Origin of the sequence: Streptomyces sp. NPDC093018 (assembly GCF_040684035.1) — a bacterium.
Lineage (GTDB): Bacteria > Actinomycetota > Actinomycetes > Streptomycetales > Streptomycetaceae > Streptomyces > Streptomyces murinus.
The window spans coordinates 91918-116273 of sequence record NZ_JBFBFF010000022.1 but is presented as its reverse complement, the minus strand read 5'-3'; the positions used below and the strand labels follow the sequence as shown (position 1 = coordinate 116273).

At 73.7% G+C, this 24356-nt stretch carries 22 protein-coding genes and 1 pseudogene; 16 read left to right on the top strand and 7 right to left on the bottom strand.

The features are described 5' to 3' along the window. Window positions 1–51 precede the first annotated feature (51 nt). The gene (locus AB0N90_RS33960; protein ID WP_037658805.1) at window positions 52–294 is read right to left on the bottom strand and encodes a hypothetical protein; all 243 of its coding nucleotides are present in this window, start codon (window positions 292–294) and stop codon (window positions 52–54) included. A gap of 227 nt (window positions 295–521) precedes the next feature. Here AB0N90_RS33960 and AB0N90_RS33955 point away from each other — a divergent pair, with 227 nt between their 5' ends. From AB0N90_RS33955 to mug, 9 genes and pseudogenes are all read left to right on the top strand, one after another. Further along, complete coding sequence (locus AB0N90_RS33955; RefSeq protein WP_365202982.1) at window positions 522–1349, top strand: ABC transporter ATP-binding protein; 828 nt, start codon at window positions 522–524, stop codon at window positions 1347–1349. Window positions 1350–1353: 4 nt separating this feature from the next. Beyond that, a complete protein-coding gene (locus tag AB0N90_RS33950; RefSeq protein WP_365202980.1) occupies window positions 1354–3927 on the top strand; it encodes an ABC transporter permease in 2574 nt (857 codons plus the stop codon). 78 nt (window positions 3928–4005) lie between these two features. Further along, on the top strand, window positions 4006–4890 hold the full coding sequence (locus AB0N90_RS33945; RefSeq protein ID WP_365202978.1) for an LLM class F420-dependent oxidoreductase: 885 nt from the start codon (window positions 4006–4008) through the stop codon (window positions 4888–4890). A 42-nt stretch (window positions 4891–4932) separates the two neighbouring features. After that, a pseudogene (locus AB0N90_RS33940) lies at window positions 4933–5361 on the top strand (GNAT family N-acetyltransferase); the annotation flags it as partial. Between the two features lie 178 nt (window positions 5362–5539). Then, a complete protein-coding gene (locus tag AB0N90_RS33935; RefSeq protein WP_365202976.1) occupies window positions 5540–6883 on the top strand; it encodes a hemolysin family protein in 1344 nt (447 codons plus the stop codon). After that, window positions 6880–7893, top strand: coding sequence for a hemolysin family protein (locus AB0N90_RS33930; RefSeq protein WP_361669174.1), 1014 nt, complete (start codon window positions 6880–6882; stop codon window positions 7891–7893). The genes AB0N90_RS33935 and AB0N90_RS33930 overlap by 4 nt, the downstream gene beginning before the upstream one ends. Window positions 7894–7988: 95 nt before the next feature. After that, a complete protein-coding gene (locus AB0N90_RS33925; protein WP_365202974.1) occupies window positions 7989–8804 on the top strand; it encodes an SGNH/GDSL hydrolase family protein in 816 nt (271 codons plus the stop codon). 83 nt (window positions 8805–8887) lie between these two features. Then, on the top strand, window positions 8888–10330 hold the full coding sequence (purB, locus tag AB0N90_RS33920; RefSeq protein ID WP_365202973.1) for an adenylosuccinate lyase: 1443 nt from the start codon (window positions 8888–8890) through the stop codon (window positions 10328–10330). Then, window positions 10327–10875: a G/U mismatch-specific DNA glycosylase gene (mug, locus tag AB0N90_RS33915; protein WP_365203019.1), complete on the top strand. Its 549-nt coding sequence runs from the start codon at window positions 10327–10329 to the stop codon at window positions 10873–10875. The genes purB and mug overlap by 4 nt, the downstream gene beginning before the upstream one ends. A 1-nt stretch (window position 10876) precedes the next feature. Here mug and AB0N90_RS33910 read toward each other — a convergent pair whose 3' ends face one another. Then, on the bottom strand, window positions 10877–11593 hold the full coding sequence (locus AB0N90_RS33910; protein WP_365202971.1) for an ABC transporter permease: 717 nt from the start codon (window positions 11591–11593) through the stop codon (window positions 10877–10879). Between the two features lie 2 nt (window positions 11594–11595). Beyond that, a complete protein-coding gene (locus tag AB0N90_RS33905) occupies window positions 11596–12516 on the bottom strand; it encodes an ATP-binding cassette domain-containing protein (RefSeq protein WP_365202969.1) in 921 nt (306 codons plus the stop codon). 107 nt (window positions 12517–12623) lie between these two features. Between AB0N90_RS33905 and AB0N90_RS33900 the strand changes: the two genes are divergently transcribed. The 3 genes from AB0N90_RS33900 (at window position 12624) to AB0N90_RS33890 (ending at window position 15722) form a co-directional block, all read left to right on the top strand. Then, the gene (locus tag AB0N90_RS33900; RefSeq protein WP_365202967.1) at window positions 12624–13799 is read left to right on the top strand and encodes a histidine kinase; all 1176 of its coding nucleotides are present in this window, start codon (window positions 12624–12626) and stop codon (window positions 13797–13799) included. 9 nt (window positions 13800–13808) lie between these two features. Then, window positions 13809–14468, top strand: a complete 660-nt coding sequence (locus AB0N90_RS33895) for a response regulator transcription factor (RefSeq protein ID WP_365202965.1) — start codon at window positions 13809–13811, stop codon at window positions 14466–14468. 96 nt (window positions 14469–14564) lie between these two features. Next, window positions 14565–15722: an ROK family transcriptional regulator gene (locus tag AB0N90_RS33890; protein WP_125210719.1), complete on the top strand. Its 1158-nt coding sequence runs from the start codon at window positions 14565–14567 to the stop codon at window positions 15720–15722. A 43-nt stretch (window positions 15723–15765) separates the two neighbouring features. Here the strand turns inward: AB0N90_RS33890 and AB0N90_RS33885 are convergent, their stop codons facing one another. The 3 genes from AB0N90_RS33885 to AB0N90_RS33875 all read right to left on the bottom strand — a co-directional run bounded on the left by AB0N90_RS33885 (window position 15766) and on the right by AB0N90_RS33875 (window position 18759). After that, the gene (locus AB0N90_RS33885) at window positions 15766–16686 is read right to left on the bottom strand and encodes an alpha/beta fold hydrolase (RefSeq protein ID WP_365202963.1); all 921 of its coding nucleotides are present in this window, start codon (window positions 16684–16686) and stop codon (window positions 15766–15768) included. A 186-nt stretch (window positions 16687–16872) separates the two neighbouring features. Then, window positions 16873–17634 carry a GntR family transcriptional regulator gene (locus AB0N90_RS33880; protein ID WP_365202961.1) on the bottom strand — a complete coding sequence of 254 codons (762 nt, stop codon included), beginning with the start codon at window positions 17632–17634 and terminating at the stop codon, window positions 16873–16875. 240 nt (window positions 17635–17874) lie between these two features. Further along, window positions 17875–18759, bottom strand: a complete 885-nt coding sequence (locus AB0N90_RS33875; protein ID WP_365202959.1) for an RNA polymerase sigma-70 factor — start codon at window positions 18757–18759, stop codon at window positions 17875–17877. A 124-nt stretch (window positions 18760–18883) separates the two neighbouring features. Here AB0N90_RS33875 and AB0N90_RS33870 point away from each other — a divergent pair, with 124 nt between their 5' ends. Next, complete coding sequence (locus AB0N90_RS33870; RefSeq protein WP_365202957.1) at window positions 18884–19537, top strand: NAD(P)-binding domain-containing protein; 654 nt, start codon at window positions 18884–18886, stop codon at window positions 19535–19537. 132 nt (window positions 19538–19669) lie between these two features. Next, a complete protein-coding gene (locus AB0N90_RS33865; RefSeq protein WP_365202955.1) occupies window positions 19670–20521 on the top strand; it encodes an alpha/beta hydrolase in 852 nt (283 codons plus the stop codon). Here the strand turns inward: AB0N90_RS33865 and AB0N90_RS33860 are convergent. Beyond that, window positions 20518–20826 carry a hypothetical protein gene (locus AB0N90_RS33860; protein WP_365202954.1) on the bottom strand — a complete coding sequence of 103 codons (309 nt, stop codon included), beginning with the start codon at window positions 20824–20826 and terminating at the stop codon, window positions 20518–20520. The two genes, AB0N90_RS33865 and AB0N90_RS33860, sit on opposite strands and share 4 nt — an antisense overlap. A 256-nt stretch (window positions 20827–21082) precedes the next feature. On the opposite strand from AB0N90_RS33860, the gene AB0N90_RS33855 reads away from it, so the two are divergent. Beyond that, the gene (locus AB0N90_RS33855; RefSeq protein WP_365202952.1) at window positions 21083–22666 is read left to right on the top strand and encodes an alkaline phosphatase D family protein; all 1584 of its coding nucleotides are present in this window, start codon (window positions 21083–21085) and stop codon (window positions 22664–22666) included. A gap of 266 nt (window positions 22667–22932) precedes the next feature. Next, window positions 22933–24327 (top strand): GNAT family N-acetyltransferase, encoded by a 1395-nt coding sequence (locus tag AB0N90_RS33850; protein ID WP_365202950.1) that lies wholly within the window; start codon window positions 22933–22935, stop codon window positions 24325–24327. Window positions 24328–24356 lie beyond the last annotated feature (29 nt).

The window sequence follows — 24356 nt, the reverse complement described above, 5'->3', positions numbered from 1 at the left end:
AGCAGCCAGGCGAGGTCGATGCTCAGCCCGTTCGGGGAGTCGCTCAAGGGATCAGCTGCGTCCTTCGCCCGGAGCGGTGCCGCGCGCCTCGGTGAACTCCTCGGCGAACACGGACTCGTACTGCTTCATGAAGTCGGCCGCGGCCTCCACGAAGGTGCGGCCGGCTTCGCCGGTGTCCTGTCTGACCAGTTCCTCGATGTAGCGGTTGACGCTCATCCCGCGGGCCAGCGCGCGCTCGCGCGCCGCGCGGGCGGTGCCCTCGTCCACGCGCACGTTCAGCTGGGTCTTCGCCATGTCTCGACGCTAGCGCCCGGGTGCTAGCAGGGGCAAGCGGGGCCGGAAGCACAAAGGGGCGCACGGGCGCGCCGCACCGGGGCTCGCCGGAACCCCGCCCGCCTCGTCCCTGCCTTCTCCGGCTCCGCCGACTTCTGCGGCTCCTCCCCCGCCGCCGATTCCCGCTGTGCGGCCGGTCACATTAGGCTCACCCGGGACAGCTCGTATCCGGTGACCGGGAGGCGGTCTTGTCCACATCCGCTGCCGCACAGCACGCCCCCGGCCGCGCGCCGGGTGAGGGGACCGCGGCCCGCGCCCGCGGGCTGACCAAGGCATACGGCGTGGGCGAGACCGCCGTGCTCGCGCTGGACTCGGTGGACGTGGACATCGCGCGGGGCCGGTTCACCGCCGTGATGGGGCCCTCGGGGTCCGGCAAGTCCACCCTGATGCACTGCCTGGCGGGGCTCGACACCGTGTCGGCCGGGCAGGTGTGGCTGGGCGAGACCGAGATCACGGGGCTGCGGGAGCGGGAGCTGACCCGGCTGCGGCGGGACCGGATCGGGTTCATGTTCCAGTCGTTCAACCTCATCCCGACGCTGACCGCCGCCGAGAACATCACCCTGCCGATGGACATCGCGGGCCGCAAACCCGATCAGGCATGGCTCGATCAGGTGATCGACACGCTCGGGCTGCGGGGGCGGCTCGGGCACCGGCCGAGCCAGCTCTCGGGCGGTCAGCAGCAGCGGGTGGCGTGTGCCCGGGCGCTGGCCTCCCGGCCCGAGCTGATCTTCGCCGACGAACCGACCGGAAACCTCGACTCGCGGGCCGGTCTTGAGGTGCTGGGCATTCTGCGCGGCGCGGTGGACGACCTGGGGCAGACCGTCGTCATGGTCACCCATGACCCGGGCGCCGCCGCCCACTCCGATCTGGTGCTCTTCCTCGCCGACGGGCGGATCGTGGACGAGCTGGCCCGGCCGACGGCGGGGCGGGTCCTGGAGCGGATGAAACGGTTCGACGGGGAGCGGACGAGGCGGCTCGACGACACGCGCGGCACGGGTGCCGCGCGGGAGGACTGACCCGGTGCTCAAGGCGACCCTGAGGAGCTTCCTCGCGCACAAGGGGCGGCTCGCGCTGTCCGCGCTGGCCGTGGTGCTGTCCGTGGCGTTCGTCGCGGGCAGCCTGATCTTCTCCGACACCGTCACCCGCACGTTCGACCGGTTGTTCGCCTCCACCGCCGCCGATGTGACCGTGCAGCCCCGGCGCGATCTGATGTCCGCGCGGGCGAGCGGCGCGGTGCAGACGCTGCCCGCCGCGCTGCGGGACACGGTGGCGAAGACCGACGGGGTGGCGGCGGCGCGCGCCGAGGTACAGGTGCAGAACCTCGTGGTGGTCGACCGCCACAACCGCTCGATCAGCCCGACCAATGGCGCGCCCACCCTCGCCGGCTCCTGGTATCCGACCCGGCACAGCCCGGTGGAGCTGACCTCCGGGCACGCCCCGCGCGGTCCGGGCGAGGCGCTGCTGGACGCCGACACGGCCGGGAAGCGAAAGGTGCGGATCGGCGACACGCTGACCGTGCAGGCGCAGCCCGGCGTGTTCCGGGTGCGGGTCGTCGGGATCGCCACGTTCACCACGACCAACCCGGGCGCGGCCCTGCTCTTCCTGGACCCTGCGGTGGCCGGGCGACAACTCCTCGGCTCGCCATCGCGGGCCACCGCCGTCTCCGTGGACGCCGCCCGGGGCGTCTCCGACGAGCAGCTCAAGCACCGGGTGGTCGCGGCGCTCGGCACGCACGCCGCGACGTACGACGTGAAGACGGCGAACGAGCAGGCCAAGTCGGCGGCGGCCGGCCTCGGCACGTTTCTGGACGTCGTCAAGTACGTGATGCTGGGCTTCGCCGGGGTCGCGCTCCTGGTGGGTGTGTTCCTGATCGTCAACACCTTCTCCATGCTGATCGCCCAGCGCACCCGGGAGCTGGGCCTGCTGCGCGCGCTGGGCGCCGACCGGCGGCAGGTACGGCGCTCGGTGCTGACCGAGGCGTTGCTGCTCGGCCTGTTCGGCTCGACGCTCGGTCTCGCGGCCGGGATCGGGCTGGCGTTCGGGCTGATCGGCCTGATGCGGGCGTTCGGGATGAATCTGAACGCCGCCCAGCTGGTGATCGGCTGGGGCACGCCCGTCGCCGCCTACGTGGTCGGGCTCGGCGTGACCTTCGTGGCCGCCTATCTGCCCGCCCGGCGTGCGGCGGCCGTCTCCCCCATGGCGGCGCTCGCGGACGCCGAGGTCGCCGGTGTGGGCAAGCCGTTGCGGGCGCGGGCGATCGCCGGGGCGGCGGTCGGGGCGGTGGGCGCGGCGGCGCTGGCCGGATGCGCGGCGGCCACGCGTACCGGCCCGGCCGCCGCGCTGCTGGGCGCCGGGGTGGCGCTGACGCTGATCGCGACCGTGGTGGCCGGGCCGCTGCTGGTGCGGCCGGTGATCCGGGTGCTGGGCGCGGGCTTCCCCGCCGTGTTCGGAGCGGTGGGCCGGATGAGCCGGCGCAACGCCCTGCGCAATCCCCGCCGTACCGGTGCCACGGCCGCCGCGCTGATGGTGGGCCTCGCCCTGGTGGGCGGCATGTCGGTGGCGAGCGCGTCCATGTCGGCGTCGTTCGACCAGCAGATCGACAAGCGGCTCGGCGCCGACTTCACGGTCCAGAACGCCAACTTCACCCCGTTCACCCGGCAGATCGCCGGCCGGGTGGCCGCGACCAGGGGCGCCGGGCTCGTCGTGGCGCAGCGGCTGACCCGGATCGCCGTACGGCTGCCCGACGGCGGCCGGGTGGAGACGGGCGCGACCGGCTACGGGCCGGGCCTGGACGACGTCGTGCACATCTCCTACGCGCGGGGCGGCTCGGCGGCCGCGCTGGCCGACGGGCACCTCGCCCTGGACGCGAGTTTCGCCCGGGATCACGGGGTGCGGCTCGGCAGTGTGCTGCCGGTGGAGTTCCCGGGCGGCCGCCGGGCGGGGCTGACGGTCGGCGCGCTCACGGAGCAGTCCGGCACCGACGGCTTCGGCGACCAGGGCGGTGTCTTCTTCGGTCTCGGCACACTGGAGCGGTACGCGCCCGGCGGCCAGGACTCCGCGCTGTACGTGAACGCCGCGGCCGGCACCGCGCCGAAGGACCTGCGTCCCCGCCTCGAACAGGCGCTCAAGCCGTTCCCGCAGGCGCAGGTGCGCGATCAGAGCGACTACAAGCAGCTGGTCCACGACCAGATCGGTGTGCTGCTGTACCTGGTGTACGCGCTGCTGGGCCTGGCGATCGTGATCGCGGTGCTCGGCGTGGTCAACACCCTCGCCCTGTCGGTGGTGGAGCGCACCCGGGAGATCGGGCTGCTGCGCGCGATCGGCCTGGGGCGGCGGCAGCTGCGGCGGATGATCCGGCTGGAGTCGGTGGTGATCGCGGTGTTCGGCGCGGTGCTCGGTCTCGCCCTCGGCCTGGTGTGGGGCGTGTGCATGCAACGGGTGCTGGCGCTGCGCGGGTTGACGGCGTTCGCGATCCCCTGGGGCACGATCGTGGCCGTGGTCGTCGGCTCCGCGGTGGTGGGGGTCGTCGCCGCCGCGCTGCCCGCGCTGCGGGCCTCGCGGATGAATGTGCTGGCCGCGATCGCCCACGAGTGAACGCCCTCCGGGTACCCCGGCACTCGATGTGATGGGATGTCAGCTGAAGGTCAATTCGCTTACGGTTGAGGAGACTTCATGACGCACCCGTTCCGTTTCGGGGTCAATATGCTCACGCCCGCGTCCGCGGCCGAGTGGCGCGCGAAGTGCCGCCGCGCCGAGGAGCTGGGCTACGACGTGATCCTCGTCCCCGACCATCTCGGCTGGGTGGCGCCGTTCCCGGCGCTGGTCGCGGCGGCGCAGGCGACCGAGCGGGCCCGGGTCGGCACACTGGTGCTCAACGCGGGTTTCTACAACCCGACGTTGCTCGCCCGGGAGGTCGCGACCACGGACGCGCTCACCGGCGGACGGCTCGAACTCGGCCTGGGCACCGGCTATGTGCGGGAGGAGCATGACGCGGCCGGGCTGCCGTTCGGCTCCGCGGGCGAGCGGGTGGACCATCTGCGGCGCACGGTCGAGGAGTTGGCGCGGCTGCTCGGCTCCGAGGAGTACCAGCCGCGCCCGGAGCAGCCCCGGGTGCCGCTGCTGATCGGCGGCAACGGCGACCGGATGCTGCGGCTGACCGCCGAGCACGCCGACATCGCGGCCTTCTCGGGCGTGCGGACGGGGAGCACGCGGTCACTCGAACCGCTCACCGCCGACGAGCTGGACGAACGGGTGGCGCGCTACCTCGAGTTCGCGGCCGGCCGGGCCGAACCCGCCGAGCTGAACCTGCTGATCCAGCAGGCCGCGGTCACCGACCATCCCGACACGGCGCTCAAGTCCGTGCTGGAGCGGCAGCCGCACCTGACCCTGGAAGCCGCGCTGGCGCTGCCGATCATGCTGGTGGGCCCCCTGGAGGACGTCGTGGCGAAGATCAGGGCGCAGCGCGAGCGGTACGGATTCACCAACCTGACCGTCCTGGAGCCCCAGATGGAGGCGTTCGCGCCGGTGATCGAGCGGCTGCGCGCCGAGTCCGCATGATGGAAACCCCGGCGCGCGGGGCCCGGCCGCGATCAGGGTGGCCGCATGAACGAGCTGAGCGTACGTCCCGCCGCACCCGATGACCTCGACGCCGTGCTCGCCTTCTGGCGGACGGCCGCCGAGGGCACCAGCATCAGCGACGACCGCGCCGGGGTGGAGCGCCTGCTGGAGCGCGACCCCCGGGCGCTGATCCTGGCCGAGCGGGGCGGCGAGCTGGTCGGCACCGTGATCGCGGGCTTCGACGGCTGGCGCTGCCATCTGTACCGGCTCGCGGTGGCTCCCGAGCGGCGGCGCCAGGGCGTCGCCACGGCCCTGCTGGCCGCCGCCGAGGAGCGTTTCGTGCGCCTCGGCGGGCGGCGCGCCGACGCGATGGTGCTGGTGCGCAATGAGCGGGCGCGGTACGCGTGGAGTGCGGCCGGGTACGCGCCCGAGGAGCGCTGGCGGCGCTGGGTGAAGCCGCTCACCGCCTGAGGTCGGCGCCGACGAGTTTTCCACAGCCTCCCGGCGCTGCTTTGCCCATCCTTTACCCTGGAGGGAGCACTCGGTCCTCTGTGAAAGGTAGTGAGCGTCCACCCATGGGCGAGCCCCCCGGCCCGCGACATCGCGCGTCCCGCCGTTCCCCGTCCGATCATGGGACGGGGGTGACCCGATGACCGAAGTGCTGCTCCTTCTGGTGGCGATCCTGCTGTCGGTCGCCTGCGGCGTGTTCGTGGCCGCAGAGTTCTCGCTGACCACGGTCGAGCGCGGCGAGCTGGAGCGGGCCGCGCAGCGCGGCGAGCGGGGTGCCGCGGGCGCCCTGAAGGCCGTACGGAATCTGACGTTCCAGCTGTCCGGCGCCCAGCTCGGCATCACCGTCACCAATCTGGTCGTCGGCATGCTCGCCGAGCCCTCGATCGCCAAGATGCTCGCCGGGCCGTTCCGCGCCATGGGCCTGTCCGGCGGCGCGGCGCAATCGGCGGCCCTGGTGCTCGGCACCGCGCTGTCCACGGTGTTCCTGATGGTCGTCGGCGAGCTGGTGCCCAAGAACTGGGCGATCTCCTCGCCGCTGGCCGTCGCCAAACGGGTGGGCACCCCGCAGCGCTGGTTCAGCGCCGTCTTCCGGCCCTTCATCGCCCAGCTGAACAACACGGCCAACCATGTCGTACGGCGGCTCGGTCTCGAACCCGCCGAGGAGCTGGCCTCCGCGCGCGGGCCGCAGGAGCTGGCCGCGCTCGCCTGGCACTCCGCGAAGCAGGGCGCCCTGGAGGCGGACACCGCCGAGCTGTTCGTCCGCACGCTGAACCTGGCCGACCTGACCGCGGAGAACGTGATGACCCCGCGCGTCCAGGTCATCGCCCTGGAGGAGCAGGCGACCTGCGAGGACGTGGCGAACGCGACCCGGGCGACCGGCCTGTCCCGCTTCCCGGTCTTCCGCGGCAACCTCGACTCCGTCGTCGGCACCGTGCACATCAAGGACGTCCTCGCGGTGCCCGCCGAGCACCGCCGCCACCGCCGTATCTCGCATCTGATGCGGGAGCCGCTGCTGGTGCCCGAGTCCCTCACCGTCGACCGGCTCCTGGACCGGCTCTCCGGCCGCCGCACCATGGCCGTCGTCATAGACGAGTACGGCGGCACGGCGGGCGTGGCGACCCTGGAGGACATCGTCGAGGAGGTCGTCGGCGAGGTCCGCGACGAGCACGACCCGCACGAGACGCCCGACCTCGCCCCGGCCGGTGCGGACGAGAGCGGCCGGGCCCTGTACTCCGCCGATGGCGCCGCCCGCACCGACCAGCTCGCGCGCGTCGGACTGCGGGTGCCCGACGGGCCGTACGAGACCCTGGCCGGACTCGTCGCCACCGAGCTGGGCCGGATACCCGAGGTCGGCGACCGGGTCGAGATCGCGGGCTGGCGCCTCGACGTGGTGGACGCCTCCGGACGGCGCGCCGCCCGGGTGCTGCTGCACGCGCCGCTGGACGACGAGCGCGGGGACAAGACGACGGAGGGGGCGCGATGATCGCCGTACAGCTGCTGATCGGTCTGGCCACCCTCGTGGTCAACGCGTTCTTCGTGTCCGGTGAGTTCGCGCTGATCTCGGTGCGCCGTTCGCAGATCGAGCCGCTCGCGCAGGAGGGCGACCGGCGGGCGAAGAGCGTGCTGTGGGGCCTGGAGCACGTCTCCGCGCTGCTGGCCGCCGCCCAGCTCGGCATCACGCTGTGCACGCTGGTCCTCGGTGTGGTCGCCGAGCCGGCCATCGCGCATCTGCTGGAGCCGGTGTTCCACGCGGTGGGCGTGCCGCTGGGCGTGGGCCATGTGGTGTCGTTCGTGATCGCGCTGACCCTGGCGACGTATCTGCACATGCTGCTGGGCGAGATGGTGCCCAAGAACATCTCGCTCGCGGAGCCGGTGCGGGCGGCGCTGCTGCTCGGGCCGCCGCTGGTCGCGCTGTCCCGGGCGCTGCGCCCGGTGATCTTCACGGTGAACGCGTTCGCCAACGCGCTGCTGAAGCTGCTCCGGGTGGAGGCGAAGGGCGAGGTCGCGGCGACCTTCACCGACGCGCAGCTCGCCGAGATCGTCAAGGACGCCAGCGAGGCGGGCCTGATCGACGACCGGGCGCAGGAGCGGCTGCACGACGCCCTGGAGCTGGGCAGCCGCCCGGTGCGGGACGTCGTGGTGCCGCTGGAGCGGGTGGTGTACGCGCAGGTGGGCGTCACCCCGGAGCAGCTGGAGCGGCTGTCGGCCGAGTCGGGCTTCTCCCGGTTCCCGGTGGTCGACCCGGGCCGCCGTATCGTCGGATATCTGCACGTCAAGGACGCGCTGGACGCCCTGCCCCAGGACCTGCCGTTCGAGCTGCGCGACATGCGGCCGATCGCCCGGGTGAAGGCGGACACCCCGCTGGACGACGTGCTCACCGCGATGCGCGGCAGCCGCAACCACGTGGCAGCCGTCCTCGGCGACGACGGGCGCCTCGCCGGGCTCGTGACCATGGAGGACGTGCTGCGGGAGCTGTTCGGGCAGCCGGCCTGAGCGGGCGGCCGCCCCGCATGTTCTCCCGCGGGTCTCCCCGGTTTTCCCCACCGACCGACCGCTGGGTATGGAGCCGGGATACCATCGCTGTCGCCATGCAGACGAATCCCACACCTCCCCCGTACACCAGCCTGGTCGCGATCGGCGACTCCTTCACCGAGGGCATGTCGGACCTGCTGCCCGACGGCTCCTACCGGGGCTGGGCGGATGTGCTCGCCGCACGGATGGCGGCGAGCGCCCCCGGCTTCCGGTACGCCAATCTCGCCGTGCGCGGCAAGCTGATCGGACAGATCGTCGACGAGCAGGTGGACGCGGCGGCCGCCATGAACGCCGATGTGGTGACCCTGGTCGGCGGGCTCAACGACACCCTGCGGCCCAACTGCGACATGGGCAGGGTGCGCGGGCTGCTCACCGAGGCCGTGGAGCGGCTCGCCCCCTCCTGCGGGCGGCTGGTGCTGATGCGCAGCCCCGGCCGCCAGGGCCCGGTCCTTGAGCGGTTCCGGCCGCGCATGGAGGAGCTGTTCGCCACCGTGGACGAGCTGGCCGCCAAGCACGGCGCCCTCGTGGTCGACCTGTACGGCGCCCCCGCGCTCGCCGATCCCCGGCTGTGGGACGTGGACCGGCTGCATCTGACGGCCGACGGGCACCGCCGGGTGGCCGAGGCGGTCTGGCAGACGCTCGGCTACCCGCCCGAGGACACCGAGTGGCGGGTGCCGATGCCGGCCACCGCGCCGCCGGCCTGGCTCGACCGGCGGGTGGCGGACGTCCGCTTCGCCCGGCAGTACCTGCTGCCCTGGATCGGCAGGCGGCTGACCGGCCGCTCCTCCGGGGACGGCCTGCCGGCCAAGCGTCCGCAGCTGCTGCCGTACGAGACGCCCGAGGGCCGGGAGGCGTACGAGGGCCGGGCGTGACGGGGGGGCGGCGCGCTCTCGTAGCTTCCGACGAACGGGGGCGTGGCGCCGGCCTGCACAAAGCGCCAGTAGACTCTGGACACGTGACTTCAGCGCCCGCCAAGCCCCGCATCCCGAACGTCCTCGCCGGACGCTACGCCTCCGCCGAGCTCGCCACGCTCTGGTCGCCCGAGCAGAAGGTGAAGCTGGAGCGGCAGCTCTGGCTCGCCGTGCTGCGGGCCCAGAAGGACCTCGGCATCGAGGTGCCGGACAAGGCGATCGCCGACTACGAGCGTGTCCTCGACACCGTCGACCTGGCCTCGATCGCCGAGCGCGAGAAGGTCACCCGGCACGATGTGAAGGCGCGGATCGAGGAGTTCAACGCCCTCGCCGGGCATGAGCATGTGCACAAGGGCATGACCTCCCGTGACCTCACGGAGAACGTCGAGCAGCTGCAGATCCGGCTCTCCCTGGAGCTGATGCGCGACCGCAGCGTGTCCGTCCTCGCCCGCCTGGGCAAGCTGGCCGGCGAGTACGCCGAGCTGGTCATGGCCGGCCGCTCGCACAACGTCGCCGCGCAGGCCACCACCCTCGGCAAGCGCTTCGCCACCGCCGCCGACGAGCTGCTGGTGGCCTACGGCCGCGTCGAGGAGCTGCTCGCCCGCTACCCGCTGCGCGGCATCAAGGGCCCGGTCGGCACCGCGCAGGACATGCTGGACCTGCTGGGCGGCGACGCGGCCAAGCTCGCCGAGCTGGAGCAGCGGATCGCCTCCCACCTGGGCTTCTCCCAGGCGTTCACCTCGGTCGGCCAGGTCTACCCGCGCTCGCTGGACTACGAGGCCGTCACCGCGCTGGTGCAGCTGGCGGCGGCGCCGTCCTCGCTGGCCAGGACGATCCGGCTGATGGCAGGCAACGAGCTGGTCACCGAGGGCTTCAAGCCGGGCCAGGTCGGCTCCTCGGCGATGCCGCACAAGATGAACACCCGCTCCTGCGAGCGCGTCAACGGCCTGATGGTGATCCTGCGCGGCTACGCCTCGATGACCGGCGAGCTGGCGGGCGACCAGTGGAACGAGGGCGATGTGTCCTGCTCCGTGGTGCGCCGCGTCGCGCTCCCGGACGCGTTCTTCGCGCTGGACGGCCTGCTGGAGACCTTCCTGACGGTGCTCGACGAGTTCGGCGCGTTCCCGGCGGTCATCGCCCGTGAGCTGGACCGCTATCTGCCGTTCCTCGCCACCACCAAGGTGCTGATGGGCGCGGTGCGCGCCGGGGTCGGCCGCGAGGTCGCGCACGAGGCGATCAAGGAGAACGCCGTCGCCACCGCCCTCGCCATGCGCGAGCAGGGTGCCGAGCGCAACGATCTGCTGGACAAGCTCGCCGCCGACGAGCGGCTGCCGCTGGACCGTGCGCAGCTGGCCGCGCTGATGGCCGACAAGCTGTCCTTCACGGGCGCCGCGGCCGACCAGGTCGGCGTGGTCGTCGGCCGGATCGAGGAGATCGTCAAGCAGCGCCCGGAGGCCGCCGGCTACACCCCCGGAGCGATCCTCTGACTCCGCGCCCGACGAAGGCGGACCTGGAGGCCGCCCGCGACCGTCTCGTCCCGGACGTGGTCGCGGGCGGCCTCCGGGTACTTTTCTGCGGCATCAATCCCGGCCTGATGACGGCGGCCACCGGCCACCACTTCGCCCGCCCCGGGAACCGGTTCTGGCCGGTGCTGCACCTGTCCGGCTTCACCCCGCGACGGCTGGAACCGGCCGAGCAGGGGGACCTGTTGTCGTACGGCCTCGGCATCACCAATGTCGTGGCCCGCGCCACCGCCCGGGCGGACGAGCTGACCGCCGAGGAGTACACCGAGGGCGGCCGGCTGCTGACCGAGAAGGTGCGGCAGCTCGCGCCGCGCTGGCTCGCCGTGGTCGGTGTGACCGCCTACCGCGCCGCCTTCGCCGACCGCACCGCCCGGATCGGCCCCCAGCAGCGCACCATCGGCGACACCCGGATCTGGGTTCTCCCCAACCCCAGTGGCCTGAACGCCCATTGGACGGCGGCGACGATGGCGGAGGAGTACGGGCGGCTGCGGCTGGCGGCCGCGGACTGACTCAGGCGTCCCTGCGGCTCACGGACCACACCCCCGCCAGCAGCGCCGCCGCCGCCCACAGGGCGCACACCGCGAGCCCTGTCCAGGGGCCGAGGGGTCCGTCCCAGGAGCTGTGCAGGGCGACCTGGCCCGCGCGGTCGGGGAGGAAGTCGGCGATGCCCGAGGACATGTCGCCGATCACGAAGGACACGATCAGCAGGAACGGGATCAGGATCGAGAGGGTCGCGACACCGCTGCGCAGCACGGCGGTGAGGCCCGCGGCGAACAGGGCCATCAAGGTGAGCTGGAGGCCGCAGCCGACGGCGCCGCGCAGCCCCTCGGCCCAGGTCGGGCCGTCGGCGCCGAGGACGGCCTTGCCGACCAGGAGGGTCACCGCTCCCGTGAGCAGTCCGACGGCGAGCGCGGGCAGGGCGATCGCGGCGGCCTTGGCGGCGAACCAGCGGGGCCGGTCCGGGGTGGCCGCCAGCGTCAGCCGCAGCGCCCCGCCCCGGAACTCCGCCGCCACGGCCGTCGTGCCGAAGGCGATCGCGGCGATCTGCCCGAAGCTGATGCCGAAGAACGCCGAGAACAGCGGGTCGGGGTCGTTCTCGTCGGGAGAGGCCGCGGCGAGCGCGGAGAAGGCGGCCGTGACGAGGACGACCGCGGCCAGCGAGCCGATGAGCGAGCGCAGGGTGCGGATCTTGATCAGCTCGGCGCGCAGAACCGGGACGAACGGCATGGTCAGACCTCCTGGGGCTGGGCGGTGAACTCGGCTTCGGCGGCGGTCAGATCGAGGTACGCCTGCTCCAAGGTGCCCTCATGCGCGGCCAGTTCCAGCACGGGCACGCCTTCCTGGGCGAGCAGCCGGCCGAGTTCCTCGGCGCGGGCGTGCCGCACCGTCCAGGCGCCGTCCGTGTGCCGTACGGCGTCGTGGCCGTGCCGGGCGAGCAGCTCGCCGAGCGCGCCCGCGTCGGTGCTGCGGACCCTGACCTCGGGCTGGACACGGGCGTCGATGAACTCCCGCACGGGGGTGTCGGCGAGGAGGCGGCCGCGGCCGAGGATCACCAGGTGGTCGGCGAAGGAGGCGGTCTCGTTCATCAGATGGCTGGAGACCAGGACGGTACGGCCGTCGGCGGCGAGATCGCGCAGCAGGGTGCGGATCCAGACGATGCCCTCGGGATCGAGGCCGTTGGCGGGCTCGTCCAGCAGGATCACCTCGGGGTCGCCGAGCAGGGCCGCGGCGATGCCGAGCCGCTGGCGCATGCCGAGCGAGTAGGTGCCCACCCGGCGCCGGGCCACCTCGGCGAGTCCGGTCTGTTCGAGGACCGCGTCGACGCGGGCGCCGGGGATGCGGTTGCTCGCCGCGAGGGCCCGCAGATGGTCGCGGGCGCTGCGGGAGCGGTGCGCGGCCCCGGCATCCAGCAGGGCACCCACCCGGCGCAGCGGCTCGCGCAGCGCGGCGTACGGCCGGCCGCCGATGGTGGCGGTGCCCGCGGTGGGGCGGTCGAGGCCGAGGACGAGGCGCATGGTGGTGGACTTGCCCGCGCCGTTGGGGCCGAGGAAACCGGTGACACGGCCGGGGCGGACGCTGAAGCCCAGACCGTCCACGGCCCGTCTGGTGCCGTACTCCTTGGTGAGGTCGCGTACGTCGATGCTGGTCATGGCTTCAGCCTGGCGGGGCACGGGAGTTGGCGCCTCCCCCGCCGGTGGGGACCGCCTCCCCCGCGCGGGGGAGGTCCGTTGTCAGTGGCGGGTGCGACGATGTGCCCATGGTCCGCTTCCTGCGCCCGTTGCTGCGCGGGACGACGTACACACGGCTGCTGCATCTGTGGGTGCCGATGCTGATGGAGAGTCTGTGGCTCTTCATCGACCCCGAGCGTCCCTGGGTGCCCGCCCTGGTACTCGTCCCGTTCGGACTGCTGCCCGCCGTCCGCCGGGGCGAGGGCGTGCAGGCGCGGTTGCTGCTGACGCCCGATGTGCCGGAGTCCGGCATATCCGAGGCCCCGGCGGCGAGTTGGCGGGACCGGCTGCGCACGGTGGCCTGGCTGGAGCTGCGCTGGGTGCTCAGCTGGGTGACCTGCTTCGCCACGGTGTGGTCGCTCGTCACCGCGGTCGAGCTGGCGCGCTGCGCGTGGGGGCACGCGCCGTCCGGGATGCCGCTGCTGGACCGGCTGTCACCGGCGCCCGCCTGGGCCCTGCTGTCACCGCTCCCGCTGCTTGCTCTGTACGGCGCGCTCGTCGGCCTGGGCGCGCTGGTCACGGCGTGCGCGCGCCGGCTGCTCGGGCCGTCGGCCGCCGAGCGGCTGGCCGCGCTGGAGGAGCGCACCGAGCGGCTGCTCGAACGGAACCGGATCGCGCGGGAGTTGCACGACTCCATCGGGCACGCGCTGACGGTGGCGGTGGTGCAGGCGGGTGCGGCGCGCGCGGCGGGTGATCCGGAGTTCACCGATCGGGCGCTCGGCGCGATCGAGGAGACCGGCCGGGCCGCGCTCGCCGATCTGGAGCGGGTGCTGGGGGTGCTGCGCGAGGCCGAGCGGCCGGCGAGCGCCCGGCCCACGCTGGCCGACGCGGACCGGCTGCTGGAGTCGGCGCGGGCCTCGGGGGCGACGGTGGACGCCGATGTGTCGGGGCCGGTCGCGGCGGTGCCGGGGCCGGTGTCCCGCGAGGGCTACCGCATCCTCCAGGAGTCGCTGACCAATGTGCTGCGGCACGCGGGCGCCGTACCCGTGCGGGTCCGGGTCGCGGTCACCGACGACCGGCTGCTGCTGCGGGTGCGCAACGCGCTGCCGGAGCCGATACCCGGCCCCGGCCGGGGCAGCGGGCTGCGCGGGATACGGGAGCGCGCCGCCCTGCTCGGCGGCACCGCGCACACCGGCCCGGAGCGCGACGAATGGCTGGTCCGGGTCGAACTGCCGCTGGGCCGAGGGCCCTCGGGGGTGTTCTAGGCTGGCCGGATGCCGGTCACCGTACTCCTCGTCGACGACGAACCACTGGTCCGCGCGGGACTGCGGGCCGTGCTCGGGGCGCAGCCCGACATCGAGGTGGTGGGCGAGGCGGCGGACGGCGCGGCGGTGATCCCGCTGGTGCGGCGGCTGCGGCCCGATGTCGTGGCCATGGATGTGCGGATGCCGCTGCTGGACGGCATCGAGGCCACCCGCGCGGTGCTGCGCACGGTCGCCGACCCGCCGAAGATCCTCGTGGTGACCACCTTCGAGGACGACGAGTACGTGTACGAGGCGCTGCGCGCGGGCGCCGACGGGTTCCTGCTGAAGCGGGCCCGGCCCGCCGAGATCGTGCACGCGGTACGGCTGGTCGCCGAGGGCGAGTCGCTGCTGTTTCCGGCCTCGGTACGACGGCTCGCCGAGCGCTACGGCGACGGCGCCGGGCGGCCCGCCCGGTCCGTCCTGGAGCGGGCGCGGCTGACCGAGCGGGAGGCGGAGGTGCTGCGGCTGATGGCGCGCGGGCTGTCCAACGCGGAGATCGCCGCCGGTCTCGTGGTGGGCGCGGAGACGGTCAAGTCGCATGTGAGCGCCGTACTGGCCAAGCTCGGCGCGCGCGACCGTACGCAGGCGGTGATCGCGGCGTACGAGTCGGGGTTCGTGGAGCCGCGCTGAGCCGGCTGCCGCGCTCCGGTCGAGCCCGGCGCTCGCCGGGGCGGTGCGGGACGAGTACGATCCGGCCAACACGCCCGCGAGCTGGGAGGACGGACGGTGGGCCAGCTGACCGGTGGCGATCCCTCGCTGCTGCGAAGGATCAATTCCGCGGTGGTGCTGCACGCGCTGCGGGCCACGGACTGTGCGACGCTCACCGAGATCGCGCGGGTCACCGGGCTGTCCCGGCCCACGGTCGAGGGCGTGGTGGAGGGCCTGATCGAGGCGGGGCTCGTGGTGGAGCGGGCCGCCGACGAGGGGATCGCGCGCCGGCAGGGGCGTCCGGCCCGCCGGTTCCGGTTCCGGGCCGAGGCGGGGCATCTGCTGGGCCTGGAGATCGGCCCGCACCGGGTCGCGGCGCTGCTGTCCGACCTGGACGGGCGGGTGCTGGGCCGGCAGGCCAAGGAGGTCACCGAGGCGGCGTCGGCGGACGAGCGGCTGGACCGGCTGCGGGGCACGGTGGCCGAGTTGCTGCGGCGCTGCGGGGTCCCGCGGGACTCGCTGCGCGCGGTGGGTGTGGGCACGCCCGGCATCGTGGCGGCGGACGGCACGGTCCGGCTGAGCACGGCGCTGCCGCAGTGGACGGGCCTGAACCTCGGTGAGCGGCTGAGCCGTTCCTTCAAGTGTCCGGTGCTGGTGGAGAACGACGCCAACGCGGCGGCGGTCGCCGAGCACTGGAAGGGCGCGGCGGACGAGACCGATGACGTGGTGTTCGTGCTGGCCGGGCTGAGTCCCGGGGCGGGCGCGCTGATCGGCGGCCGGCTGCATCGCGGCTTCGGCGGGGCGGCGGGCGAGATCGGGGCGCTGCATCTGCTGGGCCGGGAGGCCACCCCGGAGACGCTGCTGTCCACCACCGACGAGCCGTTGCACCCGCTGGACGAGCAGGCGGTGGCCCAGGTGTTCGCGCTGGCCCGGGAGGGCGATCTGCGGGCGCGGGCGGCCGTGGAGCGGTTCATCCAGCGGCTGGTGCACGATGTGGCCGCGCTGGTGCTGGCGCTCGACCCGGAGCTGGTCGTGGTGGGCGGCTGGGCGGCCGGCCTGGACGGCGTCCTGGAACCGCTGCGCCGCGAACTGGCCCGCTACTGTCTGCGGCCGCCCCGGGTGGCGCTGTCCGCGCTGGGTGAGGCGGCCGTGGCCACGGGGGCGCTGCGGCTGGCCCTGGACCATGTGGAGGAGCAGCTGTTCGCGGTGGACGGCACGGTGACGGCGCGCCGCTGACGGCACCCGGGCGGGACGCGTACGGTGCGCGGGCCTGCGCTCTCTAGGGTGCCGGGATGCCCGCCTCGGCCAGCAGCCGGTCCGCCACGAGCCGGGCGCCGGCGTCGCCGACGAGGATCGTGTAGTGGTTGGTGCCGGGGACGCGGCGGGTGCGGACCCGCTCGGGGTCGAGCTTCGCGGCGGCGAGCCGGGCGTCGTCGTACAGGCCCTGCGGCTCGTCCATCAGGCCGCGTTCCGCCCAGAGCAGCCGGGCGGGCAGCGGCAGCCGGTGGATCGCCCCGGCCACCTCGCCGCCGAGCTGGTCGATGCCGTCGACGCGGACCGCCTCCAGCGCGCAGGAGGAGCGCAACTCGGGTTCCTGGCCGACGAGATCGCGCTGGATGTAGGCGTCCACCCAGGGCGACCAGGCGGCGGCGAAGCCCGGGTGCCGCCGCCAGAACGCCCGGTAGGCGTCCCGGTCCTCGAAGGTCATGGACAGCCGGGCCATGGCAGGCCCGAGTACGGCGGCGATCAGCTCGTCGGGCTCCAGTTCGGTCGGCACCGGGAAGGTCACTCCGCCGTCGACGAGCAGCAGCGCGGAGGGCAGGCCGGGATGGCGTACGGCGGTCAGCGCGGCGGTGAAGGCTCCCATGGAGTGGCCGGTGAGCACCACGGGTCCGGGCGCCAGCCGTGCGGCCACGGCGGCCATGTCGTCGGCGTGCGCGGCGATGCCGTACGGGCCGGGCAGGCCGCCGCTGCGGGCCCGGCCGCGCAGGTCGGGGGCGAGCAGGGTGACGCGGCCGGCCAGGTGGTGGGCGACCCGGGCCCAGGACAGGCCGTTGGCGGTGATGCCGTGCAGGGCCAGCACCACCGGGGCGCCGGGGTCGGCGGCGGGCCAGCGCAGTACGGCCAGATCGCCGCCGTGCACGGGGACGCGCAGCTCCTCGTGCGCCGGTACCTCTGCTGCGGGCTGGATACGGCTCATGGCGGAACGGCCTCCTCGCGGTGCGCGGTCGCCGGAATCATAGGAGCGTCACGCGGGCGGGCGACATGGTGCCGACCACCACTTCCCGGCACCGGCACCAGCACAACCGGCGTACGCCCCGGTGGAGTTCCGGGGCGCACAGAGACCGATCGAGGGGCCGGCGCGTCAGGCGGGTCGCGGCGTGGTTCAGGAGGCGCGCTGGGCGGGGTCGTGGTGGATCTCGACGCCCGCGCTGTCGCCGAAGGTCAGCCGGCAGGTGTCGGCGCGGTAGGTCGCCACGGAGAGGGCGGCGGTGCGGCCCTGGGCGGTGAAGCGGGTGGTGACGACCAGGACGGGCGAGCCGGGCAGCCGGTCCAGCTCCCGGGCGTCGTCGGCGCGGGCCGAGCCCAGTTCGACGGCGCGGTCCCGGCCCTCCAGGTCCAGATGGTGCAGCTCCCGCAGCACCGCACGCGCGCGGGCCGCGCCGGAGGGCGCGTCGATCGCGGTGAGGCCGGGCACCGAGGCGGCCGGGATGTGCAGGAGTTCGGTGGCGACCAGCTGACCGCCGGACATCCGGGAGCGGCGCACGGTGTGCACGGGCTCGTCCGCGCCGGTCTCCAGGGCGGCGGCGACGGCCGCGGCCGGAATCTCCTGGACGCAGTCGACGGCCTGCCAGGCGTCCCCGGCGTCACCGGGCCAGGCATGCTGCTCGCCGCCGACGGCCACGCCCACGCGCGGCGGCGCGACGGTGGTGCCGACGCCGCGGCGGCGCTGCAACCGGCCTTCCAGCTCCAGCTGTTCGAGGGCCTGACGGAGCGTCGCGCGGGCCACGCCGAAGCGGGCGGCCAGATCGCGCTCGTTGGGCAGGATCTCGCCGACCGAGAACTCGGAGTCGAGCGCTTCGCTGAGCACGGTCCTGAGATGCCAGTACTTCGGTTCCTGCACCGAATCCAGCTGCGTGGTCCCCACCCTGTCCTCCGCAAGAGCCGTGGTGCGGCGGTTTTTAGCGCCCTTGTTTATTAAAGGTTGTTGCACTTCTCTGCCGACCATAGGGCGACCGACACCCTTGGTCAAGACCAATCCTCGTTCCCTGGGCGAACGCGGAGGAGGGCCGCAGCGGAGCGTTCACGAGGCGTTCGTACGCGGTGATCCGGGTGACATCACGGCAAAGCCCCCGCCGCGGGACGGGGGCTCGGTTCCGCATGCGGTTCAGCGCTCGGCCAGGTGGCGCAGCTTGTCGGGGTTGCGCTGGATGTAGACCGAGGTCACACGGCCCTCCGTGACGTCCAGTTGGAAGAGGCTGTCGGGTTTGCCGCCGGACAGGACCAGAACGGCCGGGCCGCCGTTGACCTCCAGCAGCCGCAGTGTGGCGTCGGATCTCACGGTGGGGGCCACGGCGGCCAGGAAACGGGCCACCTTGTCGGCGCTGTGCATGATCCGCAGGGCCGCCTTGACCTGGCCCCCGCCGTCGGAGACCAGCCGCACGTCCGGGGCGAGCACCGACATCAGCCCGTCCAGATCGCCCCCGGACGCGGCGACGAGGAAACGCTCCGTCAGCTCACGCCGTTGGCCCGGGTCGACGTCGTAGCGCGGCCGCCGTTCCTCCACATGCCGGCGGGCCCGTCCGGCGAGTTGCCGTACCGCCGGTTCGCCGCGGTCGAGCAGGGCGGCGATCTCGGCGAACGGGAAGCCGAACGCCTCGCGCAGCACGAACACGGCGCGTTCCAGGGGCGACAGCGACTCCAGGACGACCAGGACGGCCAGGGAGACGGTGTCGGCGAGGACGGCCCGGTCGGCGGCGTCGGGGGCGGCGTCGCCGTATTCGGTGACGTACGGCTCCGGCAGCCACGGTCCGACGTACGACTCGGCGCGCGACTGCGCCTGGCGCAGCCGGTCGATGGCCAGTCGGGTGGTGATCCGCACCAGATAGGCGCGGGGTTCGCGGACCTCCGTGCGCTCGGCGCGGGACCAGCGCAGCCAGGCGTCCTGGACGACGTCCTCGGCGTCGGCGACCCGGCCGAGCATGCGGTAGGCGACGCCGGTGAGCAGGGTCCGGTGCTCCTCGAAGACGTCGGTCGCGGGGTCGGCGGTCATGTCCTCATCCCATCCGACACGCCCCGGCGCTGTCCACTCGGAATCTGGCCGCTCACGAACGTGCCGGATCACAATGACCGCGCGGACCGCCGGGAGCCGGCGGCCGGTGAGCCGGAGGTGTGCGATGCGGTACGGGGTGCTGGGCACGGGCGAGGTGGGGCGGACGCTGGCGGGGCGGTTGGTGGAGCTGGGGCACGAGGTGACGCTGGGGTCGCGCACCGCGGACAACCCGGTGGCGCGGGAGTGGGCGACGGCGGTGGCCGGGCGGGCGCACGCGGGGACGTTCGCGCAGGCCGCGGCGGCGGGCGAGGCGGTGATCAACGCGGTGAGCGGGCGGGTGGCGCTGGACGCGCTGCGGGCGGCGGGCGCCGCGCATCTGGACGGCAAGATCCTGGTCGACGTCTGCAATCCGCTGTCCTTCGAGGGCGGGCTGCCCCGGCTCGACCCGGTGGAGTCGGACAGCATGGGCGAGCGGATCCAGCGGGCGTTCCCGGGGGCGCGGGTGGTCAAGACGCTGAACACCGTCAACGTCAAGGTGATGGTCGATCCGGGGCGGGTGCCGGGCGGGCATCAGCTGTTCGTGTGCGGGCAGGACGCGGCCGCGAAGGAGCGGGTCACGGCGTGGCTGGGCGAGTTCGGGTGGCCGGCCACGCGGGTACTGGATCTCGGGGGTATCACGGCGGCGCGGGCCACGGAGATGTATCTGCCGCTGTGGTTGCAGATGTCACGGGTGCTGGGGCACGCGGACTTCAACATCGAGGTGCGGCAGGCGGGTTGACGCCGGTGCGGGTCCGGGCCCGCACCCCGGGCCGCCGTGCCGGTCATGGCCCGCACCCCGGGGCTACCCGTCGGTAGTGATTGCTGACAAGCTGTCTACGGCGTCTGTCAGCAGTCGAGCCGAGGAGCACCCATGTCCGCCACCGCCTCCCTCACCGTCCCGACCCCGCGCGGCCCCGAGGACGTGGCCGTGTCGTACGCGCGTGTGGGGCGCGGCGAGCCGCTGGTCCTGCTGCACGGCATCGGGCACCACCGGCAGGCCTGGGACCCGGTGGTGGACATCCTCGCCACCGAGCGCGAGGTGATCGCGGTCGACCTGCCCGGGTTCGGCGCGTCCCCCGCGCTGCCGCCCGCTCTCGCCTACGACCTGCCCACGACCAACGCCGTACTGGGCGCCCTGTTCGAGACGCTGGAGCTGGACCGCCCGCACATCGCGGGCAACTCGCTGGGCGGGCTGCTCGCGCTGGAACTGGGTCGCGAGAAGCTCGTACGGTCCGTCACCGCCCTGTCCCCCGCCGGGTTCTGGACGGAGGCCGAGCGGCGGTACGCCTTCGCGACGCTGCTGGCGATGCGGGGGATCGCGCAGCGGCTGCCGGTGCCCGTGGTGGAGCGGCTCAGCCGCAGCACGGCGGGCCGCACCGCGCTGATGAGCACCATCTACGCCCGTCCCGCCCGCCGGGACCCCGCCGCCGTGGTGGCCGAGACCCAGGCGCTGGTGGAGGCCACGGGCTTCACGGCCACCCTGCGGTCCGGCAACGCCGTACGCTTCACCGATCCGCTGCCGGGACTGCCGGTCACGGTCGCCTGGGGCAGCAGGGACCGCCTCCTCCTGCGCCGCCAGGGCGTCCGCGCCAAGCAGACCATCCCGCACGCCCGGCTGATCCGCCTGCCCGGCTGCGGGCACTGCCCGATGAACGACGATCCGGCGCTGGTGGCGCGGGTGATCCTGGACGGCAGCCGCGAGGACTCCCCGAGTAAGGACTAGGCCGAGAACGAGCCGGCGCCGCCCGGTACATGCGTTCCGTACCCGGGCTGGACCACCAGCGAGGGGCCGAGGCAGAACGGGTTGCCGTAGATCCTCACCGGCTGGTCCGAGAGGTTCGACAGGACATGGGCGAGCGCGGGCAGTCGCTGACAGCCCGCCGGGTCGTGGTACACGTCCAGCGGCTGCACCTCGGTGGAGAAGACCACGACGTCGCCCGACACGGCCGCCTGCGCGGGGGCCGTCAGACCCAGCACCGCGCCGACCGCGACCAGGGCCACCAGAACTGCTTTTGCTCGCACGCTCATCCTCACCTCAGACGCTCCCGCTCCGTTCACGGGCTCGCCCCACAGCTATCGCGCGGGCGCCGCGCCGATCCATCCGTTCCCGTCCGGTTCACCCGATCGGCTCACGCACGTTCACCGGCCCGTGAGTGTCCTGTCGTGTCGGCCAAGTCCCGTACCGACGGCGGCGGTTGTTCACCGCCGGTTCGCGTGCCCGCCTCGCGGCCCCCGTAGGTGTGGCTGCGCACACTGGTCGGATCCCGTCGCTGGAGGCCTTGTCATGTCGGACCGTTCGCTCCCCGGTCGCCGCGGTGTTCTGCGCGGCTCGCTCGCCGCGTCGGCGGCACTGGCCCTGCCCGGCGGGATCGCCGCGGCCCCGGCGTTCGCGCTGTCCGGGCGGCCCCGGGCGGACTGGGGGGTGCAGGCCGGGGACGTGACGGCGGACTCCGGTCTGGTGTGGGTGCGCGCGGACCGGCCGGCCCGGATGATCGTGGAGACGGCGGCGACGGAGTCGTTCCGTGCTCCGCGCAGGTGGCGGGGCCCGCTGCTCGGCGCGGACACCGACTTCACCGGCACCACCCGGCTGCGCGGTCTGCCCGCGGGCGAGCAGATCCACTACCGGGTGACACTGGCCGACCCGGACGATCCGCGGCGCACCGGCGAGCCGGTGACCGGCACCTTCCGCACCGCGCCCGACCGGCGGCGCCGGGGGGTGCGCTTCGTGTGGTCGGGCGACCTCGCCGGACAGGGCTGGGGCATCAACGAGTCGATCGGCGGCTACCGCATCTTCGACGCCATGGCGAGGACCGACCCCGACTTCTTCCTGTGCAGCGGCGACAACATCTACGCCGACGGCCCCATCTCCGCGACCGCCTCCCTGCCCGACGGGGGCCTGTACCGCAGCGTCACCACCGAGGCGAAGTCGCATGTCGCGATCACCCTGGACGACTACCGGGGCAACTTCCGCTACAACCTGCTGGACGGTGCCCTGCGCCGGTTCAACGCCCAGGTCCCCGGCATCATCCAGTGGGACGACCACGAGGTCCGCAACAACTGGTACCCCGGCGAGGTCATCGGCTCCGGCACCCCCTACCCGGCCGGCACCCGCCTCGACGACCTCGCGCGCCGCTCCCGCCGCGCCTTCTCGGAGTACTTCCCGATCTCCACCCTCGGCGCCCGCCCGGACGGCCGGATCTACCGCGCCCTGCATCACGGCCCGCTGCTGGACGTGTTCGTGCTGGACATGCGCAGCTACCGCAACGCCAACTCCCCCGACGACCAGACGACCGACCCCGTGGGCATCCTCGGCCGCGAGCAGCTGGAGTGGCTCAAGCGCGAGCTGGCCGCGTCCCGCGCGGTGTGGAAGGTGATCGCCAACGACATGCCGCTCGGCCTGGTGGTGCCGGACCCGGTGGAGGGCAGGCCGAACTTCGAGGCGGTCGCCCAGGGCGACCCCGGCGCGCCGCTCGGCCGGGAGCTTCAGATCGCCGAGCTGCTGCGGTTCGTCAAGCACCGCCGGATCACCGGCACGGTGTGGCTGACCGCCGATGTGCACCACACCTCCGCCCAGCACTACGACCCCGCACGGGCCGCGTTCAAGGACTTCGAGCCGTTCTGGGAGTTCGTCTCGGGCCCGCTGAACGCCGGTGCGTTCCCGGCCAGCGAGCTGGACGGCACGTTCGGCCCGGACCGGGTGTTCGTCAAGGCGCCGACCGCCTCCAATGTCTCGCCTGCCGAGGGCTACCAGTTCTTCGGCGAGGCCGACATCGACGGCGCGAGCGGCGAGCTGACGGTACGGCTGCGGGAGTACGACGGCACCGTGCTGTTCACCCGGACGCTCCAGCCCGGCCGGGTCGGCCAGTGATCGACGGTTCCCCGGCCGGTTCCCGTACGCTGTCGAACCAGGTCGCGCGCCGGCGTCATCCCCCGGCGCGCGGCACCCTCAACTCGGGTGCGGTGGGCGGGTTTTCCCTCGCGACGGGCCCGGCTCCGGGCTGCTTCGATCAGGAGCCGGGCACGAGCGATCGTAAAAGATGTCACAAATAGGGCGGAGCATGCTTTACCTGTCGGTCACAAACAGTTCGTGATCAGGCAACACGCTTCCTTCACAGTGGTTGTATGACTCCGGATATGTCTGATGTGACCCGCGCCCGGCACGGCAGGCCCGTGCACCACTGGCGGCGGGACCTCGTGGAACTGGCCGCCCTCTTCACCGCCGTCGCCGTGGCCGACGGGGTGGCGAACCTGATCGGGCACGGCCCCGACGGCCCGGCCCTGCTGATGATCTCGGCGCTCGCGCTGGCCGCGACGGCGGGCTTCCACACCTGGTGGGCACGGCGCCACGGCCATGCACCGCCCCCGCCCCCGGCCGTTGATACCGGTGCCCGGCAGGCCGCCCCCGCGCGGCCGGCCGGGCCGGGCGACGGCGCCGAGGGAGTGGCCGGGACCAGCACGCTGTGGCGGATGCGCACGACGGTCAGGGACGAGCCCGGTTCGCTGGCCGCGCTGTGCACGGCGCTGGCCGAGCAGCGGGTGGACATCCTGAGCCTCCAGACGCATCCGCTGGCCGACGGCACCGTGGACGAGTTCCTGCTGCGGGCGCCCGGGGCGCTGAGCGCGGTGGAGCTGACGCGGGCGATCGCGGCGGCCGGGGGCACGTCCACGTACATCGAGCGGGCCGACGCCCACGATCTGGTCGACGCCCCGACCCGGGTGCTGGGCCTGGCCACCCGTACGGCACTGGACGCGGCGGAACTGCCGCTGGCACTGCGGCAGTTGCTCGGCCGGTGCACGATCCGCTCGCTGCCCGGCCGGGGCCGCGACCGAGAAGCGGTACCGGCGGAAGGGGTGTTGGAGGAGACGGTCATGCGGCTGCGGGCGCCGGAGGGCGGCGTGCTCAGCGTGGAGCGGCCGTATCTGCCGTTCACACCCACCGAGTTCGCGCGGGCGCGGGCGCTGGTCGAGCTGGACGCCCGGCTGGGCCCGCGGATCCCGGACGGGCAGGACCTGCTGACGCTGCCCGAGGGCGACGACATCGCCGTACGCCGGATCGACACCGGTGAGCTGGCGGCGGCGAAGGCGATGCACGAGCGCTGCTCGGCCCGCACACTGACGCTGCGCTACCACGGTCCCGTCGGCGACGCCGACCGCTATCTGCACCATCTCCTGAGCCCCCGCTTCGGGCGGACGCTCGCCGCGCAGACGTCCTCCGGGCGGATCGTCGGTCTCGGGCATCTGCTGTGGGACGGCGACGAGACGGAGATCGCGCTGCTGATCGAGGACGACTGGCAGCGGCGGGGCGTCGGCGCGGAGCTGCTGCGACGGCTGGTGGGAATGGCCCGGGAGGCCCGCTGCGACAGCGTGTACGCGGTGACGCAGGCGTCCAACACGGGGATGGTCGCGGCGATGCGGGGCCTCGGGCTGCCGCTGGACTACCAGGTGGAGGAGGGCACGCTGGTGATCACGGCGCGCCTGACCGCGGAGCCCGCACCGCGCCCGACGTACGACACGGCCCACCGGGACTGACACCGGCGGGGCGGCGCCGGGGCCCAACT

What these genes read in the sequence shown, in the direction of transcription:
- AB0N90_RS33960 (WP_037658805.1), bottom strand. Translation starts at nt 294, where the DNA reads ATGGCGAAGACCCAGCTGAACGTGCGCGTGGACGAGGGCACCGCCCGC.
- AB0N90_RS33945 (WP_365202978.1), top strand. Translation starts at nt 4,006, where the DNA reads ATGACGCACCCGTTCCGTTTCGGGGTCAATATGCTCACGCCCGCGTCC.
- AB0N90_RS33935 (WP_365202976.1), top strand. Translation starts at nt 5,540, where the DNA reads ATGACCGAAGTGCTGCTCCTTCTGGTGGCGATCCTGCTGTCGGTCGCC.
- AB0N90_RS33930 (WP_361669174.1), top strand. Translation starts at nt 6,880, where the DNA reads ATGATCGCCGTACAGCTGCTGATCGGTCTGGCCACCCTCGTGGTCAAC.
- AB0N90_RS33925 (WP_365202974.1), top strand. Translation starts at nt 7,989, where the DNA reads ATGCAGACGAATCCCACACCTCCCCCGTACACCAGCCTGGTCGCGATC.
- AB0N90_RS33910 (WP_365202971.1), bottom strand. Translation starts at nt 11,593, where the DNA reads ATGCCGTTCGTCCCGGTTCTGCGCGCCGAGCTGATCAAGATCCGCACC.
- AB0N90_RS33905 (WP_365202969.1), bottom strand. Translation starts at nt 12,516, where the DNA reads ATGACCAGCATCGACGTACGCGACCTCACCAAGGAGTACGGCACCAGA.
- AB0N90_RS33900 (WP_365202967.1), top strand. Translation starts at nt 12,624, where the DNA reads ATGGTCCGCTTCCTGCGCCCGTTGCTGCGCGGGACGACGTACACACGG.
- AB0N90_RS33895 (WP_365202965.1), top strand. Translation starts at nt 13,809, where the DNA reads ATGCCGGTCACCGTACTCCTCGTCGACGACGAACCACTGGTCCGCGCG.
- AB0N90_RS33885 (WP_365202963.1), bottom strand. Translation starts at nt 16,686, where the DNA reads ATGAGCCGTATCCAGCCCGCAGCAGAGGTACCGGCGCACGAGGAGCTG.
- AB0N90_RS33875 (WP_365202959.1), bottom strand. Translation starts at nt 18,759, where the DNA reads ATGACCGCCGACCCCGCGACCGACGTCTTCGAGGAGCACCGGACCCTG.
- AB0N90_RS33870 (WP_365202957.1), top strand. Translation starts at nt 18,884, where the DNA reads ATGCGGTACGGGGTGCTGGGCACGGGCGAGGTGGGGCGGACGCTGGCG.
- AB0N90_RS33865 (WP_365202955.1), top strand. Translation starts at nt 19,670, where the DNA reads ATGTCCGCCACCGCCTCCCTCACCGTCCCGACCCCGCGCGGCCCCGAG.
- AB0N90_RS33860 (WP_365202954.1), bottom strand. Translation starts at nt 20,826, where the DNA reads ATGAGCGTGCGAGCAAAAGCAGTTCTGGTGGCCCTGGTCGCGGTCGGC.
- AB0N90_RS33855 (WP_365202952.1), top strand. Translation starts at nt 21,083, where the DNA reads ATGTCGGACCGTTCGCTCCCCGGTCGCCGCGGTGTTCTGCGCGGCTCG.
- AB0N90_RS33850 (WP_365202950.1), top strand. Translation starts at nt 22,933, where the DNA reads ATGTCTGATGTGACCCGCGCCCGGCACGGCAGGCCCGTGCACCACTGG.